This is a genomic window from Pseudomonas spelaei, from assembly GCF_009724245.1.
Classification (GTDB): domain Bacteria; phylum Pseudomonadota; class Gammaproteobacteria; order Pseudomonadales; family Pseudomonadaceae; genus Aquipseudomonas; species Aquipseudomonas spelaei.
The window spans coordinates 28,097-46,615 of the sequence record NZ_WNNK01000020.1 but is presented as its reverse complement, the minus strand read 5'-3'; the positions used below and the strand labels follow the sequence as shown (position 1 = coordinate 46,615).

The window sequence follows — 18,519 nt, the reverse complement described above, 5'->3', positions numbered from 1 at the left end:
CTGTACTGGCGCTATTGCAGCAGTAGGTATCTACACAATTGCGCAGGTGCCTGACTTTCTGTAGCCGCTGCCGAGGCACGAGGCTGCGATGCGGGCCGCAGGACCGCCTTGGGGCCTCTTCGCGGCCCATCGCAGCCTCGTACCTCGGCAGCGGCTACAGGGTTTTCGCAGGATTCAAAAGATGTGTAGATACCTATGCCGCGATGAGGCCGGCCAGGTGACACAAAATCTACAGCGCCAGCGCTCGACCTAACGATGCCGGAATCGTGCAGGGCACCAGATTAATCCTCGATACGTGCGTTCCAGGCAAATATCAAATGCCAATACCTGGCTTTTTCTACACAAACCCAACCTCGACACTGCGCTCCTGATTGAAACCCACCGGAGTTGCAGCCATGCCCATTGCCTTGCTGGCGCTGACCCTCAGCGCTTTTGCCATCGGGACGACCGAGTTCGTCATCGTTGGCCTGTTACCCACCATCGGTGCCGACCTTGGGGTCAACCTGCCATCCGCCGGCCTGCTGGTCAGCCTCTACGCCTTGGGCGTTGCCATCGGCGCCCCGGTGCTCACCGCTCTGACCGGCAAAGTGCCGCGCAAGTTGCTGCTGTTGTCGCTGATGGTGTTGTTCACCCTCGGCAACTTGCTGGCCTGGCAGGCACCGAGTTATGAATCCCTGGTGCTGGCTCGGATCGTCACCGGCCTGGCCCATGGGGTGTTTTTCTCCATCGGATCGACCATCGCCACTAGCCTTGTGCCCAAGGAAAAAGCCGCCAGCGCGATTGCGATCATGTTCACCGGCCTCACCGTGGCCCTGGTCACCGGCGTACCTCTGGGGACGTTTATCGGCCAGCACTTCGGCTGGCGCGAAACCTTCCTCGCCGTTTCGGTCCTGGGTGTGATCGCGTTTATCGGTAGCCTGATCTATGTGCCGAATAACATCGCTCACAGCAAACCGGCGTCGTTACTCCAACAGCTGCAAGTGCTGAAACAGCCGCGTTTGCTGCTGGTGTATGCGATGACCGCCATCGGCTACGGCGGCTCGTTTATCGCGTTTACCTACCTGGCACCGATCCTTCAGGACATCTCGGGCTTCAGCGCCGGCACCGTCAGCCTGGTGTTGCTGGTCTACGGTATCTCGGTGGCTGCCGGGAATATCTGGGGCGGCAAGCTGGCCGACAAGCGCGGCCCCATCAGCGCGCTGAAAATCATCTTCGCCCTGCTCGCCGCCGTGCTGTTCATCCTGACCCTGACCGCCGGCAACCCATGGCTGGCCCTCGCCACGGTACTGGTCTGGGGCGCGGTCGCCTTTGGCAACGTGCCGGGCTTGCAGGTGTATGTGGTGCGTCAGGCCGAACATCACACGCCGAACGCGGTGGACGTGGCGTCCGGCCTGAACATCGCTGCCTTCAACCTCGGAATCGCCGGCGGCGCCTGGGCCGGTGGGCTGATTGTCGCTCACATGGGTTTGATCCACACCGCGTGGATAGGTGGCTCGGTGGTGCTGGTGGCGTTGGCGCTGACTGCCTGGAGCGGTCGCCTGGATCGGTTGGGCCCAGTGTATGCCGAGAGCTCGACTCGGGTGGTGGCCGGGCACTGATTCCGGAGCCCTCTGCGTCAGACCTGTGCCTTGGCGGGGTTCACACCAAAGCGGCTGCGGTAATCACTGGGCGCAAGCCCAGTGATTTTCTTGAAGATTGCGCGAAAAGCTTTGGGGTCCTGATAACCCACGGTCCAGGCAATGTGATCAATGGTGTCGTTGGTAAACTCCAACCGCTGCCGCGCCTTACCGACCCGCAGATGCTGACAGTATTCGGTGGGTTTCAACCCGGTGGCGCTGCGAAAGCGCCGCAGAAAAGTACGCTCCTCAAGGCCCGCGATCTGGGCCATCGCCGCCAATGAAACATCCACCGCACCGCTGGCCTGCAGCCAGTGCTGAACCTTGAGGATCGCGGCATCGCCGTGGCTGAGGATCGGCGCGAAATTACTCCCACATTCGCTCGCGCTGTCGCTGTGTTCGATCACGAGAAAACGCGCGGTGCTGGCGGCGATGCTCGGACCAAGCAGACGGTCCACTACGCGCAAACCCAGCTCGGACCAGGCCATGAGCCCGGCGGTGGTGATCAGGTCGCCGTCGTCGACGATCGGCTTGTCAGCTTCCAACTTGATCGCCGGGTAGCGGGCGCTGAAGGAGGTGGCCGACGTCCAATGGGTGGTGGCGCTGCGACCGTCCAGCAAGCCGCTTTCAGCCAACAGGATTGAACCGACACACACACCGCCCAGCACCGTACCGGCGCGGTGCAATCGACGAAGCCAGTCAAGCAGAGCCTCGGATGCCTGGCCTTCGGAAAAGCCGGCAATGGAGGGAGGAATCAGCAGGGCTACGAGGGGCTGCTCAGTGCCAGGCAGGCTGTCGAACACCCGGTTCGGGGCCTCGTCGGCATCGGCCCGCCAATGGCTGAGACGCAGTACCGGTAGTTGCCCCGACTGATGCTCCGCGGCGATGCGATTGGCCACACCGAACAGATCAGTCAAACCATGCACAGCAGCCATCTGCGCCCCGCTGTAGATCAGGATGCCCAGCTCGACGACTGTACGCTGTAACACCATTGTCAGTTTTCCCCCTGCTATTGTCGGTGCCGCCAATCCCCAGACCGCGCGCCAGCCACGATACTGGACACCTCAATTATTCACGAGGGAACAATCATGACCCAGCAAGCGCTCATCCTAGTCGATATCCAGAATGACTACTTCCCCCAGGGTAAATGGCCCCTTAATGGTGTGGACGCAGCGGCAGATAAAGCGGTTCAGGTGCTGCAGGCCTTTCGCCAAGCCGGCGACTCGGTTATCCACATTCGCCACGAGTTCACCGCCGACGATGCCCCCTTCTTTGCCCCTGGTTCCGAAGGTGCACACTTGCACCCTAAAGTGCTTAACCAAGACGACGAGCCGGTGGTGCTCAAGCACTTCGTCAATGCGTTTCGCGAAACCAACCTGCGGATGCTGCTGGAACAGCGCAGCGTGACTCACTTGGTGGTGGTCGGCAGCATGAGCCATATGTGCGTCGACGGTGTCGTCCGTGCAGCAGCGGATATGGGATATACCGTCACCGTGATCCACGACGCCTGCGCCACGCGGGACCTGGAGTTCAATGGCACTACCGTGCCGGCGGCCCAGGTACATGCAGCGTTTATGTCATCACTGGGGTTTGCTTATGCCAGCGTGGTGTCGGCAGACGAATTCTTGAAGACTCAAGTGGCGGCGTGACCGCCACTTGATCGGCTGATGACTATCGTGTGGCGATGATGAACAGGCGCGGAAACGGCAACAGTACCGTGCCATCGGCCAAGGCTGGATATGCCTGGCTGATCCGCGCCAGGTAGGCTTCAAGGAAGGCTGCCTTCTCGGTGTCATCCAGTGGCGCCAGGAACGGCCGCAGTGCCGAGCCCTTGAACCACTCAACCACTGCGGCATGACCGCCGGCCAATGGGTGATGGTAAGTGGTACGCCATACATCGACGGTGCTGCAATGCTTGCTCAGCATTTCGTAATACACGCTCGCCGTATGGCGCTCATTGTGTTTGACCGCACCGATCTTGCTTGCCCATGGGCCATGCGCCGCGACTTCCCGGGCCAATCTGTGGGCAGGCTCATCGAGGTTGTCCGGGGTCTGCACCGCCAGGGTTCCGCCGGACGTCAGCTGATGCACCAGATGCGGGTAGAGCGTGGCGTGATCCGGCAACCATTGCAGCGACGCATTGGCCAGGATCACATCGAATGTCTGTGTCGGGTGCCAGGCACCGATGTCGGCCAGCTCGAAATTCAGCGCCGGCAAACGTTCCCGGGCGTTGGCCACCATGTCGTCGGAGCTGTCCATGCCCGTCACCGTGGCGTGCGGGAAGCGCTCGGCCAAGACTTCAGTGGAATTGCCGGGGCCACACCCCAGATCGACGGCGGTACGTACATCCGCATCCGGAATCGCCGCGACCAGATCCCGGACGGGGCGCGTACGCTGCTGTTCAAACATCGAATACTGCTTGGCTGACCAGGTCATCACGGCATTCCTTCTTCTTTGAGGGGTTGGAGACAGCCTAAATCTTGTGAGCCATGAGAACAAATGCCAGGATTGAGTAACTCCCATACCTGAGAAGTATTCCAATGCTGGAACTTCGACAACTCAAAGCCTTCGTGGCCATCGCTGAAGAAGGCTATATCACCCGTGCCGCCGAGCGCCTGGGCATGCAACAGCCGCCCTTGACCCGTCTGCTGCAAAGCCTGGAAGCCGAATTGGGCGTGATGCTGATGGAGCGCCTGCCACGAGGCGTGCGCCCCACCACGGCCGGCCTTGCGTTGCTGGATGAGGCCCGGGGAATTCTGGCCCAGGTCGATGGTGTAGCGGAGGTAGTGCGCCGGGCGGCTCGCGGTGAACGGGGCCGGCTGGCCATCGGCTTTACCAGTTCCGCAGCGTTGCATCCCTTTGTTCCCAGCGTGTTGCGTCTGTTTCGGGAAACCTTCGTGGGTGTTTCGGTGGTACTGGAAGAGGCCGGTACCGGCGAACTGCTGGATGCGCTGCTCCATGAAAAACTCGATGCGGCGTTTATTCGTTCACCGCTGAGTGGTGCTCAAGCCTTGCAGGATGAACCGATCCTGGTGGAGCCGATGCTGCTGGCGTTGCCCACCGATCATCCGCTGGCCATGGATCCCACAACGCCGCTGCCGTTGGCAAACTTGGCGACAGAGGCTTTTGTGCTGTATCGCCGTCGTGTGGGACTGGGTTTGTATGACGCGATTCTCGTGGCCTGCCGCGAGGCGGGGTTCAGCCCGCAGGTGGTTCAGGAGGCACCACGCATGACGGCCACCTTAAGCCTGGTGGCGGCGGGACTTGGAGTGTCGATCGTGCCTTCGTCCATGCAACGGCTTCGTGGCGATGGCATTGTTTATCGGGAGCTTTCGGAGTGTCGCAGCCTGGTTGCGCCGCTGCATCTGGCTACGCGCATTGGCGATACTTCATCAGTACTGGATCAGTTTCGCAAGTTGGTGACGACGACAGCCTCTACAGAGGCTTAGCACCTCGCCTACAGCTTGCGCCAAACCGAGCTAAAGTCAGTTTGGGTCAGCAGCAGAGCAGTCTATCTGCTGATCCATGATGCATGTGCCAGCGCAGTGTCCACGGACGATTTTCTGGCCATCCGCCACGAAAACTCACCCGTACTCACGTCAATGGGAGATGCCTCATGCCTTTTCTGAAAACACGCGAAGGAAACGACCTTTACTACAAGGACTGGGGCACTGGCCAGCCGGTGGTGTTCTGCCATGGTTGGCCGTTGAACAGCGACAGCTGGGAATCCCAGATGCTGCACTTCGCCAACAACGGTTTTCGTGCCATAGCACACGACCGCCGAGGCCATGGCCGGTCTAGCCAACCCTGGGACGGCAATGACATGGACCACTACGCCGACGACCTGGCCGAGTTGATCGAGCATTTGGACCTGACGGACGCGATTCTCTTCGGTTTCTCCACCGGAGGAGGTGAAGTCGCACGCTATATTGCCCGCCATGGCACAGCACGAGTGGCCAAGACAGGGCTGATCTGCGCGGTGACACCCCTGATGCTGAAAACCGATAGCAACCCCGAAGGAACGCCTATTGAGGTCTTCAACGGGATGCGTGCAGACTCGATTGCCAATCGCTCCCAGCTCTATCTGGATCTGGCCAGCGGCCCCTTCTTTGGTTTTAACCGTCAAGGTACCGTCCCGTCACAAGGCCTGATCAATTCATTCTGGATGCAGGGTGTGATGGGAGGCCATAAAAACACCTTTGATAGCATCAGGGCATTCTCGGAAACCGACTTTCGAGAGGATTTGAAGCACTTCAATATACCCACCCTCATCCTCCACGGCGGTGACGATCAAATCGTACCTATCCGCGCCTCAGCCCTCGAGAGCAAACGCTTGATCCCTCACGCAGAATTGCTGATATATACAGGGGCTCCCCATGGGTTAACGGATACACATAAACAACGGGTCAACGCTGATATGCTGCGCTTTGCACAGCTTTAAGTACTGAGCAGTCGTAAAAAGCCCGCGCGGCCTTGTCGGCGGCGCGGGCTTTTTTCTGCCTGCAGCTTAGGATTAAAGACTGCTAGTTAGAACGGGATATCGTCATCAAAGCTGTCGAAGTCTGCTGCCGGCTGCGGCGCGGCCTGCTGTGGCGCTGGACGCGACTCACGCTGTGGCTGCTGGCTTGGCTGCGGACGGGACTGCTGTGGACGCGGCGCCGAGTTGGACATGCCGCCCTGGCCCTGTTGGTCGCCCTGTGGACGGCCGCCCAGCAGTTGCATCGTGCCTTGCATGTCGACCACGATTTCGGTGGTGTAACGCTTGATACCGTCTTTTTCCCACTCGCGGGTTTGCAGTTTGCCTTCGATGTAGACCTGCGAACCTTTGCGCAGGTACTCACCGGCGATCTCGGCAACCTTGCCGAACATCGACACACGGTGCCATTCGGTTTTCTCGACCTTCTGGCCGGTTTGCTTGTCGGTCCACTGTTCGCTGGTCGCCAGACTCAGGTTGGTCACGGCGTTACCGTTAGGCAAGTAGCGAACTTCGGGATCCTGGCCGCAAGTACCGACCAATATGACTTTGTTAACCCCACGGGCCATAACGTTCTCCTAGGCTGGGCGCGCTGTCGGCACTGGATTGACCAGTTGCTCGAGCGTCGCGCGATCCAATAATTCGGTGTCCAATTTGATGTAAATGGCGGCTTCTTCAGCCACCACGACTGCATCCGTTACCCCAACGACGGCCTTCAGGCGCTCTACCAGACCAGCTTCACGAATCGCTTCGGGCGATAGCGGCAAGCGCAGACTCGTAACGTAGGGAGGTTCGCGCATGGTAACAGCAAAGGCTAGCCAAAGTGCAGCCAGCCCCGCGCATCCAAGGAACACAACCGACAAACCGCCATGCTGGAACATCCAGCCGCCCATGATCCCGCCCAGCGCCGAACCGAGGAACTGGCTGGTGGAATACACCCCCATCGCCGTGCCCTTGCCGCCGGCCGGTGAAACTTTACTGATCAGCGAAGGCAACGAAGCCTCCAGCAGGTTGAACGCGGTGAAAAACACCACCGTGCCGATTACCAGTGCCCGCAGGCTGTCGCCGAACTGCCAGAAGAATAGCTCAGTGAGCATCAGTGTCGCGACGGCGCCCAGCAGAACTCGTTTCATTTTGCGTTTCTTTTCGCCATAGATGATGAACGGGATCATGGCGAAGAACGAAATCAGCAACGCAGTGAGGTACACCCACCAGTGCTGTTCCTTGGGCAACCCGGCTTTTTGCACCAGGGCCAGGGGCAAGGCAACGAAGCTGCACATCAGCATCGCGTGCAATACGAAGATACCTAAATCCAGGCGCAACAAGTCCGGATGCTTGAGGGTTGGCAACAAGGCTTGGCGCGCCACGCCCGACTCACGGTGCTGCAACGGCCCGGTGGAGTGCGGCACCATAAAGGCAACGACCAGGATGCCGAATAGCGCCATGCCGCCGGTGGCCAGGAACAAGCCGTGCAAGCCAAACGCGCGAGTCAGTAGCGGGCCTACCACCATCGCCACGGCGAATGACAGGCCGATGGTCATGCCGATCATTGCCATGGCCTTGGTACGGTGCTGTTCGCGGGTCAGGTCGGAAAGCAGTGCCATGACCGCCGCAGAAATCGCCCCGGCGCCTTGCAGGACTCGTCCTGCGATCACGCCCCAGATCGAATCGGCATTGGCAGCCAACACACTGCCGAGGGCGAAGACGATCAGCCCCAGGTAAATAACCGGGCGGCGGCCAATGCGGTCGGAAATGATCCCGAACGGGATCTGGAAAATCGCCTGGGTCAGGCCATAGGCACCAATCGCCAGGCCGATCAGTGCGGGGGTCGCTCCTGCGAGATCCATTCCATAGGTCGCCAGGACCGGCAACACCATAAACATGCCTAGCATACGGAACGCGAACACCAGGGCCAGACCGCTTGCCGCGCGGGTCTCGCTGCCACTCATGCGTTCGCTGTGGGGATCGTGCATGGAAAAACCTCGTGTGAACCGGCGGCGATTCTACCAGTCCCATCGATTGAGAGGGTATATGCGGCGCTTTGCCGCGCAGCTTTCATCTAAGGCTGCACCCGGCCACTTGACAGTGTATATTCATCCAGTCTTTAGCCGTATACTCCTGCATTATTTACGCCCGCCGTGCGAGGCCATCTTGGACAAGATCCTGATTCGTGGGGCTCGAACCCACAACCTGAAGAACATCGACCTGACCCTGCCCCGGGACAAGCTGATCGTCATCACCGGCTTGTCCGGGTCCGGCAAGTCGTCCCTGGCCTTTGACACGTTGTATGCCGAAGGCCAGCGTCGTTATGTGGAGTCGCTGTCGGCCTACGCCCGGCAATTTCTGTCGATGATGGAAAAGCCCGACGTCGACACCATTGAAGGCCTGTCGCCGGCGATTTCCATCGAGCAGAAATCGACGTCCCACAACCCGCGCTCTACCGTGGGCACCATTACCGAGATCTACGACTACCTGCGCCTGCTGTACGCCCGCGTCGGTATTCCTCGCTGCCCGGATCACGACATTCCGCTGGAAGCCCAGACCGTCAGCCAGATGGTCGACCTGGTGCTGGCCCAGCCGGAAGGCGCCAAGCTGATGCTGCTGGCCCCGGTGATTCGCGAGCGCAAGGGCGAGCACCTTTCCGTCTTTGAAGAACTGCGCGCCCAGGGTTTCGTCCGCGCACGGATCAACGGCAAGCTCTACGAGTTGGACGAAGCGCCCAAGCTCGACAAGCAGAAGAAGCACTCCATTGACGTGGTAGTCGACCGTTTCAAGGTGCGCGCCGACCTGCAACAACGCCTGGCGGAGTCGTTCGAGACCGCATTGAAGCTGGCAGACGGCATCGCCCTGGTGGCGCCTATGGACGACGAGCCCGGCGAAGAAATCATCTTCTCCGCACGCTTCGCCTGCCCGATCTGTGGCCATGCCATCAGCGAGCTGGAACCCAAGCTGTTCTCCTTCAACAACCCGGCCGGCGCCTGCCCGACCTGCGATGGCCTGGGTGTGAAGCAGTTCTTCGATATCAAGCGTCTGGTCAATGGCGACCTGACACTGGCAGAAGGCGCGATACGAGGCTGGGACAGGCGCAACGTCTATTACTTCCAGATGCTCGGTTCCTTGGCGTCGCACTATAAGTTCAGCCTGGAAGTGCCGTTCAACGAGCTACCGGCCGAGCAACAAAAAGTCATCCTGCACGGCAGCGGCTCGCAGAACGTCGACTTCAAATACCTGAACGATCGTGGCGATATCGTCAAACGCTCCCACCCGTTCGAAGGCATCGTGCCGAACCTGGAACGTCGCTACCGCGAAACCGAGTCGGCCAGCGTGCGTGAAGAACTGGCCAAGTTCCTCAGTACCCAGCCATGCCCGGATTGCCGTGGCACTCGTCTGCGTCGCGAAGCGCGTCATGTCTGGGTGGGTGAGAAAACGCTGCCGGCGGTGACCAACCTGCCGATTGGCGATGCCTGCGAATACTTTGGCACGTTGAAACTGACTGGGCGCCGAGGGGAAATTGCCGACAAGATCCTCAAGGAAATCCGTGAGCGCCTGCAGTTCCTGGTCAACGTCGGCCTCGACTATCTGTCGCTGGACCGCAGCGCGGACACCCTTTCCGGTGGCGAGGCGCAGCGGATTCGCCTGGCCAGCCAGATAGGCGCCGGCCTGGTCGGGGTGTTGTACATCCTTGATGAGCCGTCCATTGGCCTGCATCAACGGGACAACGACCGCCTGCTCGGCACACTGAAGCACCTGCGGGACATCGGCAACACGGTGATCGTGGTCGAGCACGATGAAGACGCGATTCGCCTGGCGGACTACGTGGTCGACATCGGCCCGGGCGCGGGCGTGCACGGTGGACATATTGTTGCTGAGGGCACACCGGCTGAAGTCATGGCGCATCCTGATTCGCTGACCGGCAAATACTTGTCGGGACGCGTAAAGATCGCAGTGCCGGCCAAGCGAACTCCGCGCAACAAGAAGATGGCGCTGCACCTCAAGGGCGCGCGTGGCAACAATCTGCGCAACGTTGACCTGGAGATTCCGCTGGGACTGCTGACCTGTGTGACCGGTGTATCCGGCTCCGGCAAGTCGACACTGATCAACAACACACTGTTTCCCCTCAGCGCCACCGCGTTGAACGGTGCAACCACCCTGGAAGCTGCCGCCCACGACAGCATCAAGGGCCTGGAGCACCTGGACAAGGTGGTCGACATCGACCAGAGCCCGATTGGCCGCACGCCACGCTCCAACCCGGCGACCTATACCGGGCTGTTCACGCCGATTCGTGAGTTGTTCGCTGGCGTGCCGGAGTCTCGCTCCCGTGGCTACGGCCCTGGACGGTTCTCCTTCAACGTCAAGGGCGGGCGCTGCGAGGCTTGTCAGGGCGATGGCTTGATCAAGGTAGAGATGCACTTTCTGCCGGATATCTACGTGCCATGCGACGTGTGCAAGAGCAAGCGCTACAACCGTGAAACCCTTGAGATCAAGTACAAGGGCAAGAGCATCCACGAAACCCTCGAGATGACCATCGAGGAGGCGCGAGTGTTCTTCGATGCAGTCCCGGCACTGGCGCGCAAGCTGCAAACGTTGATGGATGTCGGCCTGTCGTACATCAAGCTCGGGCAATCGGCGACGACGCTCTCCGGCGGTGAAGCGCAGCGGGTGAAACTGTCTCGCGAGCTGTCCAAGCGCGACACCGGCAAGACCCTGTATATCCTCGATGAACCGACCACCGGCCTGCACTTCGCCGATATCCAGCAATTACTGGACGTTCTGCATCGCTTGCGTGACCACGGCAACACCGTAGTGGTGATCGAGCACAACCTGGACGTGATCAAGACTGCCGACTGGTTGGTGGATCTTGGGCCGGAAGGCGGCTCCAAAGGCGGGCAAATCATTGCCGTGGGTACGCCGGAGCAAGTGTCAGAGATGCCGCAGTCTCACACCGGTTACTACTTGAAACCGTTGCTGGCTCGCGACAAGGCCTGATTTTTCGGCGCCATGAAAAAGCCCCTGTCACTTTGCGGTGACAGGGGCTTTTTTGTAGCCGGCGGAATCAGAACTGCGATTGCAGGTAATTCTCCAGGCCGATCAGCTTGATCAGACCCAACTGCTTTTCAAGCCAGTAAGTGTGATCTTCTTCGGTGTCGGCCAACTGTACGCGCAGAATTTCGCGCGTGACGTAGTCGTTGTGCTGCTCGCAGAGCTCGATGCCCTTGCAGAGCGCAGCACGAACCTTGTATTCGAGGCGCAAGTCGCTGGCGAGCATCTCAGGCACCGTGGTGCCGGTATCCAGGTCGTCGGGACGCATACGTGGCGTGCCTTCGAGCATCAGGATACGGCGCATCAGTGCGTCGGCGTGCTGCGCCTCTTCTTCCATTTCGTGATTGATACGCTCATAGAGCTCGGTAAAGCCCCAATCCTCGTACATCCGCGAGTGAATGAAATATTGATCACGAGCTGCCAGTTCGCCCGTCAGCAACGTGTTGAGGTAATCGATTACGTCGGGGTGACCTTGCATCGCCCTACATCTCCCTGCTTTAAAGACTGTAGTTTGAACCATGATGACTCGGAGGTCACGGGACCAACGGCAGAAAAGTGAAGATTTTCTGAGAAAAGTGGTTTAAATAACGCAAAAACCGCCCAAATGAGGGCGGTTCTGCTTATCACTTAGAGTTAGTTAAGCGATACACCCAGTGCCTTTGCAATCCCTTCTCCATAAGCAGGGTCTGCCTTGACGAAGTGCTGCAACTGGCGCTGAACCACATCGCTGGAAACACCGGCCATAGCGCCGGCGATGTTGTTGATCAGCAGGGTTTTCTGCTCATCGTTCATCAGACGGAACAGTGCACCCGCGTGGCTGTAGTAGTCGGTATCTTCACGGTGATCATAGCGATCAGCCGCGCCACTCAACGCCAATGGAGGCTCGGAGAACTGCGGAGCTTCCTTCGGTGCATCTGCATAGCTGTTGGGCTCGTAGTTAGGAGCAGCACCGCCATTACTGCCAAACGCCATGGAGCCATCACGCTGGTAGTTGTTGACCGGGCTGCGTGACGCATTCACCGGCAGGTGCTGGTGGTTGGTGCCGATACGGTAGCGGTGAGCATCCGCGTAGGCAAACACACGGCCTTGCAGCATGCGATCCGGGGACAGACCAACACCTGGAACCATGTTGCTTGGACCGAAGGCTGCTTGCTCAACTTCCGCAAAGTAGTTCAGCGGGTTACGGTTCAGCTCCAACTCACCCACTTCGATCAGCGGGAACTCTTTCTGCGACCATGTCTTGGTCACGTCGAAGGGATTCTCGAAATGAGCGTTGGCCTGAGCTTCGGTCATGATCTGGATGCAGACGCGCCATTTCGGGAAGTCACCGCGCTCGATGGCGCCAAACAGGTCGCGCTGAGCGTAATCAGGATCGGTACCGGCCAGGCGCGCAGCATCAGCAGGCGCCAGGTTCTTGATGCCCTGCTTGGTTTTGTAGTGCCACTTCACCCAGTGCCTTTCGCCCTTGGCGTTGATCAGGCTGTAGGTGTGGCTGCCGAAACCATGCATATGGCGGTAGCCGTCTGGAATGCCTCGGTCCGAAAACAGGATCGTGACCTGGTGCAGAGCTTCTGGAGAGTGCGACCAGAAATCCCACATCATCTGCGCGCTTTTCAGGTTGCTTTGCGGCAGGCGTTTTTGGGTGTGGATAAAGTCAGGGAACTTCAGCGGATCACGGATGAAGAACACAGGGGTGTTGTTACCAACGATGTCCCAATTGCCTTCTTCGGTGTAGAACTTCAAGGCGAAGCCCCGTGGGTCGCGCTCAGTATCCGCCGAACCACGTTCGCCACCCACGGTGGAGAAACGCAGAAAGGTCGGCGTCTGCTTGCCCACCGACTCGAACAACTTGGCGCTGGTGTACTGAGTAATGTCTTTAGAGACAGTGAACGTACCGTAAGCACCCGAGCCTTTGGCATGCACACGACGCTCAGGGATGTTTTCACGGTTGAAGTGGGCGAGCTTCTCGATCAGGTGAAAATCGTCGAGCAGCAACGGGCCGCGTGGGCCTGCGGAACGGGAGTTCTGGTTATCAGCAACGGGAGCGCCGCTGGCGGTGGTAAGCGTTTTATTCTGGCTCATGCTCAATCTTCCTCAGTCAGTCTTGGAACTGCCGGCTAATCGGCTGAGAGGGAGTATTGACCAGGAAGATGACACCATCAAATTCATTAAATTGTGAACTTCGATAGATATTATCTAACGAACTCCTCGGGCGGATAGCTAAAGCCTGGAGTTTTACTTATCGAGCGCGCACAAAAAACCGGGCACTAGGCCCGGTTCTTCGTTTCAGACTGACGTCTTACTCGGCGGATACAGCTTCGCCAGCAGTAGCACGATCAACCAACTCGACGTACGCCATAGGCGCGTTGTCGCCAGCGCGGAAACCGCACTTGAGGATGCGCAGGTAGCCACCCTCACGGGTAGCGTAACGCTTGCCCAGGTCGTTGAAGAGCTTACCAACGATAGCTTTCGAACGAGTACGGTCGAAAGCCAGACGGCGGTTAGCCAGGCTGTCTGTCTTGGCCAAAGTGATCAGCGGCTCAGCAACGCGACGCAGTTCTTTAGCTTTCGGCAGTGTAGTTTTGATCAGCTCGTGCTCGAACAGCGACACCGCCATGTTTTGAAACATGGCCTTGCGGTGCGAGCTGGTACGGCTCAGGTGACGACCACTTTTACGATGACGCATGGTTCATTCCTTACCAAACTCACGTTCGGTGATTACGACGATCAGGCAGTCGCCTTGTCGTCCTTCTTAAGACTTGCAGGCGGCCAGTTGTCGAGGCGCATGCCGAGGGACAGACCGCGGGAGGCCAGAACGTCCTTGATTTCAGTCAAGGATTTCTTGCCCAGGTTCGGAGTCTTCAACAGTTCTACTTCGGTACGCTGAATCAGGTCACCGATGTAGTAAATGTTTTCCGCCTTAAGGCAGTTAGCCGAACGTACAGTCAGTTCCAGATCGTCAACCGGGCGAAGCAGGATCGGATCGATCTCGTCTTCCTGCTCGATTACCACTGGTTCGCTGTCACCTTTGAGGTCGACGAACGCAGCCAACTGCTGTTGCAGAATGGTTGCAGCGCGGCGAATAGCCTCTTCAGGATCCAGAGTACCGTTGGTTTCCAGATCAATAACCAGCTTGTCCAGGTTAGTACGCTGCTCGACACGGGCGTTTTCCACCACGTATGCGATACGGCGAACCGGGCTGAACGAAGAGTCAAGCTGCAAGCGACCAATGCTGCGGCTTTCGTCTTCATCGCTCTGACGCGAGTCGGCCGGTTCATAACCACGACCACGAGCTACGGTGAGCTTCATGTTCAGGGCGCCGTTAGACGCCAGGTTAGCGATTACGTGATCGGGGTTAACGATCTCGACATCATGATCCAGCTGAATATCGGCAGCGGTAACCACCCCCGAACCCTTCTTCGACAAGGTCAGCGTAACTTCGTCACGGCCGTGCAGCTTGATAGCCAGACCTTTAAGGTTCAACAGGATTTCAATTACGTCTTCCTGTACACCTTCGATGGCGCTGTACTCGTGGAGCACACCGTCAATCTCGGCCTCGACTACTGCACAGCCGGGCATTGAGGACAACAGGATGCGGCGCAGCGCGTTGCCCAGGGTGTGGCCAAAACCACGCTCGAGAGGCTCGAGTGTGATCTTGGCGCGGGTTGGACTGACAACCTGCACATCAATGTGGCGGGGTGTCAGGAACTCATTTACCGAAATCTGCATGGATGCACCTATTTTCTAGCCCTTACTTGGAGTAGAGCTCGACAATCAGGCTTTCGTTGATGTCGGCGGACAGATCACTGCGAGCAGGAACGTTCTTGAAAACGCCCGACTTCTTCTCAGTGTCTACTTCTACCCATTCTACGCGGCCACGTTGGGCACACAGATCGAGAGCTTGGACAATGCGAAGTTGGTTTTTTGCTTTCTCGCGAATCGCGACCACGTCACCAGCACGAACCTGGTAAGACGGGACGTTAACGGTTTGGCCGTTTACGCTGACGGATTTGTGCGATACCAGCTGACGGGATTCGGCACGAGTCGAACCAAAGCCCATACGGTATACAACGTTGTCCAGACGGCATTCGAGCAGTTGCAGCAGGTTTTCACCGGTTGCACCTTTCTTGCCAGCAGCTTCTTTGTAGTAGCCGCTGAATTGACGCTCGAGAACGCCGTAGATACGACGGACCTTCTGCTTTTCACGCAGTTGGGTGCCGTAATCGGACTGGCGACCGCGGCGTTGGCCGTGGATACCAGGTGCTGCTTCGATGTTGCACTTCGATTCGATCGCGCGCACGCCGCTCTTCAGAAAGAGATCGGTGCCTTCGCGACGAGCGAGTTTGCATTTTGGACCAATGTAACGAGCCATTCTTTACAATCTCCTGGATTACACGCGGCGCTTCTTCGGCGGACGGCACCCGTTGTGCGGGATTGGCGTCACGTCGGTGATGCTGGCGATCTTATAGCCACAGCCGTTCAAAGCACGAACAGCAGACTCACGACCTGGACCTGGACCCTTGACGTTAACGTCGAGGTTTTTCAGGCCATATTCCAGCGCAGCTTGACCAGCACGTTCAGCAGCTACTTGAGCAGCAAACGGGGTGGACTTGCGGGAACCGCGGAAACCCGAACCACCGGAGGTAGCCCAAGAAAGCGCGTTACCTTGACGGTCGGTGATGGTCACGATTGTGTTGTTAAAAGATGCATGGATGTGGGCGATGCCATCAACCACTGTCTTTTTAACTTTTTTACGAGGACGAGCAGCAGGTTTTGCCATGATTAATTTCCTGTCGATTCGCGTGGGCGATTACTTGCGGATCGGCTTACGCGGACCTTTACGGGTACGCGCGTTAGTCTTGGTACGCTGACCGCGCACTGGAAGACCACGACGATGACGCAGACCACGGTAGCAACCGAGGTCCATCAAACGCTTGATTTTCATGTTGATTTCGCGACGCAGGTCACCTTCAGTGGTGAACTTCGCCACTTCGCCACGCAACAGCTCAATCTGCTCGTCGCTCAGATCTTTGATCTTTGCGGCTGGGTTGACCCCAGTGACTGCACAAATCTTCTGCGCAGTAGTGCGACCAACACCATAGATGTAGGTCAGCGAGATAACAGTGTGCTTGTTATCTGGAATGTTAACGCCTGCAATACGGGCCATTCAGTGGGACTCCAATTGACAGCTACCTACGCCCCGGAAGCCAAGAAATAGGGCGCGAGATAATATCGCTGTAATAACAAATAATCAACCCGGCAGCGCACTAGCTGCCGGGCTTCAAGCGGATCACACTCAGCCTTGGCGCTGTTTGTGACGCGGTTCCGCGCTGCAAATTACTCGAACAACACCTTCGCGGCGAATAATCTTGCAGTTACGGCACAGCTTTTTCACCGATGCACGAACTTTCATCACCAACTCCTCGAACCTTATGGGTACTCAGCGCAACATGCCGCTGCCGTAACCCTTCAGGTTGGCTTTCTTCATCAGGGATTCGTACTGGTGCGAAACGAGGTGCGATTGTACTTGGGACATGAAGTCCATCACAACCACGACCACGATCAGCAACGAGGTCCCGCCAAGGTAGAACGGAACGTTTGCTGCAACCACCAGGAACTGGGGCAGCAAGCACACGGCCGTCATATATAGAGCACCGAACATGGTCAAGCGAGTCAGAACGCCATCAATGTAGCGCGCAGACTGCTCACCTGGACGGATGCCCGGAATAAAGGCACCGGACTTCTTCAGGTTTTCCGCTACGTCTTTCGGATTGAACATCAACGCCGTATAGAAGAAGCAGAAGAAAATAATCCCTGCACTAAACAGCAGAATATTCAACGGCTGACCAGGAGCGATCGACTGCGAGATGTCCTGCAACCAGCCCATACCTTCAGACTGACCAAACCAGGCACCCAACGAAGCCGGAAACAGCAAAATGCTGCTCGCGAAGATAGCAGGAATAACCCCGGCCATATTCACTTTCAGCGGCAAGTGGCTGGTCTGCGCAGCAAAAACCTTACGGCCCTGCTGACGCTTGGCGTAGTGAACAGCAATGCGACGCTGACCACGCTCAATGAACACCACAAAACCGATAATCGCTACTGCCAGCAAACCGATGGCAACCAGGGCGAAGATATTGATATCACCCTGACGCGCAGACTCGAAAGACTGCCCAATCGCTCTCGGAAGACCGGCGACGATACCTGCGAAAATCAACATCGAGATACCGTTACCAACACCACGCTCAGTAATCTGCTCACCCAGCCACATCATGAACATCGCACCAGCCACAAACGTGGATACCGCGACGAAATGGAAGCCAAAGTCACCAGTGAACGCAACACCCTGCCCTGCCAGACCAACGGACATGCCGATAGCTTGGACCAGGGCGAGGATGACAGTGCCGTAGCGGGTGTACTGGCTTATCTTACGACGGCCAGCTTCACCTTCCTTCTTCAACTGCTCCAGCTGCGGGCTGACGGCGGTCATCAGTTGCATGATGATCGATGCCGAAATGTACGGCATGATCCCCAGTGCAAAAATGCTCATCCGTTCCAGCGCGCCGCCGGAAAACATGTTGAACAAGCTAAGAATGGTCCCCTCATTCTGTCGAAACAGGTCTGCGAGTCGGTCCGGGTTGATACCTGGAACCGGGATGTGTGCGCCTATTCGGTAGACGATAATCGCCAGGAACAGAAAACGCAGACGAGCCCAAAGTTCAGACATACCGCCTTTGCCGAGCGCTGAGAGAGCACCTTGCTTAGCCATTTATTCCTCGAACTTGCCGCCAGCTGCTTCGATAGCCGAACGCGCACCTTTGGTGGCGCCGATTCCCTTGCCGATAGTGACAGCGCGAGTCACTTCACCGGACAGCATGATTTTCACACGCTGTACGTTGACGTTGATCACGTTGGCATCTTTCAGGGTCTGCACGGTAACGATGTCGCCTTCCACTTTAGCCAGCTCGGACAGACGCACTTCTGCGCGGTCCATGGCCTTCAGGGAAACGAAACCGAACTTCGGCAGGCGACGGTGCAGCGGCTGTTGACCGCCTTCAAAGCCTGGAGCAATGGTGCCACCGGAGCGGGAGGACTGACCTTTGTGACCACGGCCACCAGTCTTGCCCAAACCACTACCGATACCACGGCCCGGACGATGCTTTTCGCGACGGGAACCCGGCGCTGGACTCAGATCATTGAGTTTCATCGATTAACCCTCGACACGCAGCATGTAGTAAGCCTTGTTGATCATCCCGCGATTCTCGGGAGTATCAAGTACTTCTACAGTGTGACCGATGCGACGCAGACCCAGACCCTTAACGCACAATTTGTGGTTAGGGATGCGGCCGGTCATGCTTTTGATCAGCGTTACTTTAACGGTAGCCATGA

General features: G+C 58.0%; 20 protein-coding genes. 5 read left to right on the top strand and 15 right to left on the bottom strand.

Translation table 11 applies throughout. From position 1 onward, the window contains the following. Positions 1-395: 395 nt before the first annotated feature. The gene (locus GNF76_RS21435; protein WP_155585085.1) at positions 396-1,598 is read left to right on the top strand and encodes an MFS transporter; all 1,203 of its coding nucleotides are present in this window, start codon (positions 396-398) and stop codon (positions 1,596-1,598) included. 17 nt (positions 1,599-1,615) lie between these two features. Here GNF76_RS21435 and GNF76_RS21430 read toward each other — a convergent pair whose 3' ends face one another. After that, a complete protein-coding gene (locus GNF76_RS21430; RefSeq protein WP_155585084.1) occupies positions 1,616-2,608 on the bottom strand; it encodes a GlxA family transcriptional regulator in 993 nt (330 codons plus the stop codon). Positions 2,609-2,704: 96 nt separating this feature from the next. Here GNF76_RS21430 and GNF76_RS21425 point away from each other — a divergent pair, with 96 nt between their 5' ends. Beyond that, positions 2,705-3,265: a cysteine hydrolase family protein gene (locus GNF76_RS21425; RefSeq protein WP_155585083.1), complete on the top strand. Its 561-nt coding sequence runs from the start codon at positions 2,705-2,707 to the stop codon at positions 3,263-3,265. Between the two features lie 22 nt (positions 3,266-3,287). On the opposite strand, the gene tam is transcribed toward GNF76_RS21425, so the two are convergent. Next, positions 3,288-4,052, bottom strand: coding sequence for a trans-aconitate 2-methyltransferase (gene tam, locus GNF76_RS21420; protein ID WP_155585082.1), 765 nt, complete (start codon positions 4,050-4,052; stop codon positions 3,288-3,290). 104 nt (positions 4,053-4,156) lie between these two features. Here tam and GNF76_RS21415 point away from each other — a divergent pair, with 104 nt between their 5' ends. Beyond that, positions 4,157-5,065 (top strand): LysR family transcriptional regulator, encoded by a 909-nt coding sequence (locus tag GNF76_RS21415; RefSeq protein ID WP_155585081.1) that lies wholly within the window; start codon positions 4,157-4,159, stop codon positions 5,063-5,065. A 167-nt stretch (positions 5,066-5,232) separates the two neighbouring features. After that, positions 5,233-6,057 carry an alpha/beta fold hydrolase gene (locus GNF76_RS21410; RefSeq protein ID WP_155585080.1) on the top strand — a complete coding sequence of 275 codons (825 nt, stop codon included), beginning with the start codon at positions 5,233-5,235 and terminating at the stop codon, positions 6,055-6,057. Between the two features lie 86 nt (positions 6,058-6,143). On the opposite strand, the gene GNF76_RS21405 is transcribed toward GNF76_RS21410, so the two are convergent. Both GNF76_RS21405 and GNF76_RS21400 read right to left on the bottom strand, forming a co-directional pair. Then, complete coding sequence (locus GNF76_RS21405; protein ID WP_017849542.1) at positions 6,144-6,659, bottom strand: single-stranded DNA-binding protein; 516 nt, start codon at positions 6,657-6,659, stop codon at positions 6,144-6,146. 9 nt (positions 6,660-6,668) lie between these two features. Further along, positions 6,669-8,063 (bottom strand): MFS transporter, encoded by a 1,395-nt coding sequence (locus GNF76_RS21400; RefSeq protein ID WP_155585079.1) that lies wholly within the window; start codon positions 8,061-8,063, stop codon positions 6,669-6,671. Between the two features lie 178 nt (positions 8,064-8,241). On the opposite strand from GNF76_RS21400, the gene uvrA reads away from it, so the two are divergent. Continuing rightward, entirely contained in the window at positions 8,242-11,076 is a 2,835-nt protein-coding gene (uvrA, locus tag GNF76_RS21395; protein ID WP_155585078.1) for an excinuclease ABC subunit UvrA, read from the top strand. A 67-nt stretch (positions 11,077-11,143) separates the two neighbouring features. Here uvrA and bfr read toward each other — a convergent pair whose 3' ends face one another. The 11 genes from bfr to rpmD form a co-directional block, all read right to left on the bottom strand. Then, the gene (gene bfr, locus GNF76_RS21390; RefSeq protein WP_071485373.1) at positions 11,144-11,608 is read right to left on the bottom strand and encodes a bacterioferritin; all 465 of its coding nucleotides are present in this window, start codon (positions 11,606-11,608) and stop codon (positions 11,144-11,146) included. Positions 11,609-11,763: 155 nt separating this feature from the next. Then, entirely contained in the window at positions 11,764-13,212 is a 1,449-nt protein-coding gene (locus tag GNF76_RS21385) for a catalase (RefSeq protein ID WP_155585077.1), read from the bottom strand. Between the two features lie 217 nt (positions 13,213-13,429). Beyond that, a complete protein-coding gene (gene rplQ, locus GNF76_RS21380) occupies positions 13,430-13,816 on the bottom strand; it encodes a 50S ribosomal protein L17 (protein ID WP_003176402.1) in 387 nt (128 codons plus the stop codon). A gap of 41 nt (positions 13,817-13,857) precedes the next feature. Next, complete coding sequence (locus GNF76_RS21375; RefSeq protein ID WP_003176403.1) at positions 13,858-14,859, bottom strand: DNA-directed RNA polymerase subunit alpha; 1,002 nt, start codon at positions 14,857-14,859, stop codon at positions 13,858-13,860. Positions 14,860-14,881: 22 nt separating this feature from the next. Continuing rightward, positions 14,882-15,502, bottom strand: a complete 621-nt coding sequence (gene rpsD / locus GNF76_RS21370) for a 30S ribosomal protein S4 (protein WP_003210056.1) — start codon at positions 15,500-15,502, stop codon at positions 14,882-14,884. 18 nt (positions 15,503-15,520) lie between these two features. Continuing rightward, positions 15,521-15,910: a 30S ribosomal protein S11 gene (gene rpsK, locus GNF76_RS21365; protein ID WP_002555466.1), complete on the bottom strand. Its 390-nt coding sequence runs from the start codon at positions 15,908-15,910 to the stop codon at positions 15,521-15,523. A gap of 30 nt (positions 15,911-15,940) precedes the next feature. Continuing rightward, positions 15,941-16,297, bottom strand: coding sequence for a 30S ribosomal protein S13 (rpsM, locus tag GNF76_RS21360; RefSeq protein WP_155585076.1), 357 nt, complete (start codon positions 16,295-16,297; stop codon positions 15,941-15,943). A 129-nt stretch (positions 16,298-16,426) separates the two neighbouring features. Next, entirely contained in the window at positions 16,427-16,543 is a 117-nt protein-coding gene (rpmJ, locus tag GNF76_RS21355; RefSeq protein WP_002555468.1) for a 50S ribosomal protein L36, read from the bottom strand. Between the two features lie 27 nt (positions 16,544-16,570). Further along, entirely contained in the window at positions 16,571-17,899 is a 1,329-nt protein-coding gene (gene secY, locus GNF76_RS21350) for a preprotein translocase subunit SecY (RefSeq protein ID WP_003210064.1), read from the bottom strand. Continuing rightward, on the bottom strand, positions 17,900-18,337 hold the full coding sequence (rplO, locus tag GNF76_RS21345) for a 50S ribosomal protein L15 (RefSeq protein ID WP_003210066.1): 438 nt from the start codon (positions 18,335-18,337) through the stop codon (positions 17,900-17,902). It abuts the gene before it with no gap. A gap of 3 nt (positions 18,338-18,340) precedes the next feature. After that, on the bottom strand, positions 18,341-18,517 hold the full coding sequence (gene rpmD / locus GNF76_RS21340) for a 50S ribosomal protein L30 (RefSeq protein WP_003186033.1): 177 nt from the start codon (positions 18,515-18,517) through the stop codon (positions 18,341-18,343). Positions 18,518-18,519 lie beyond the last annotated feature (2 nt).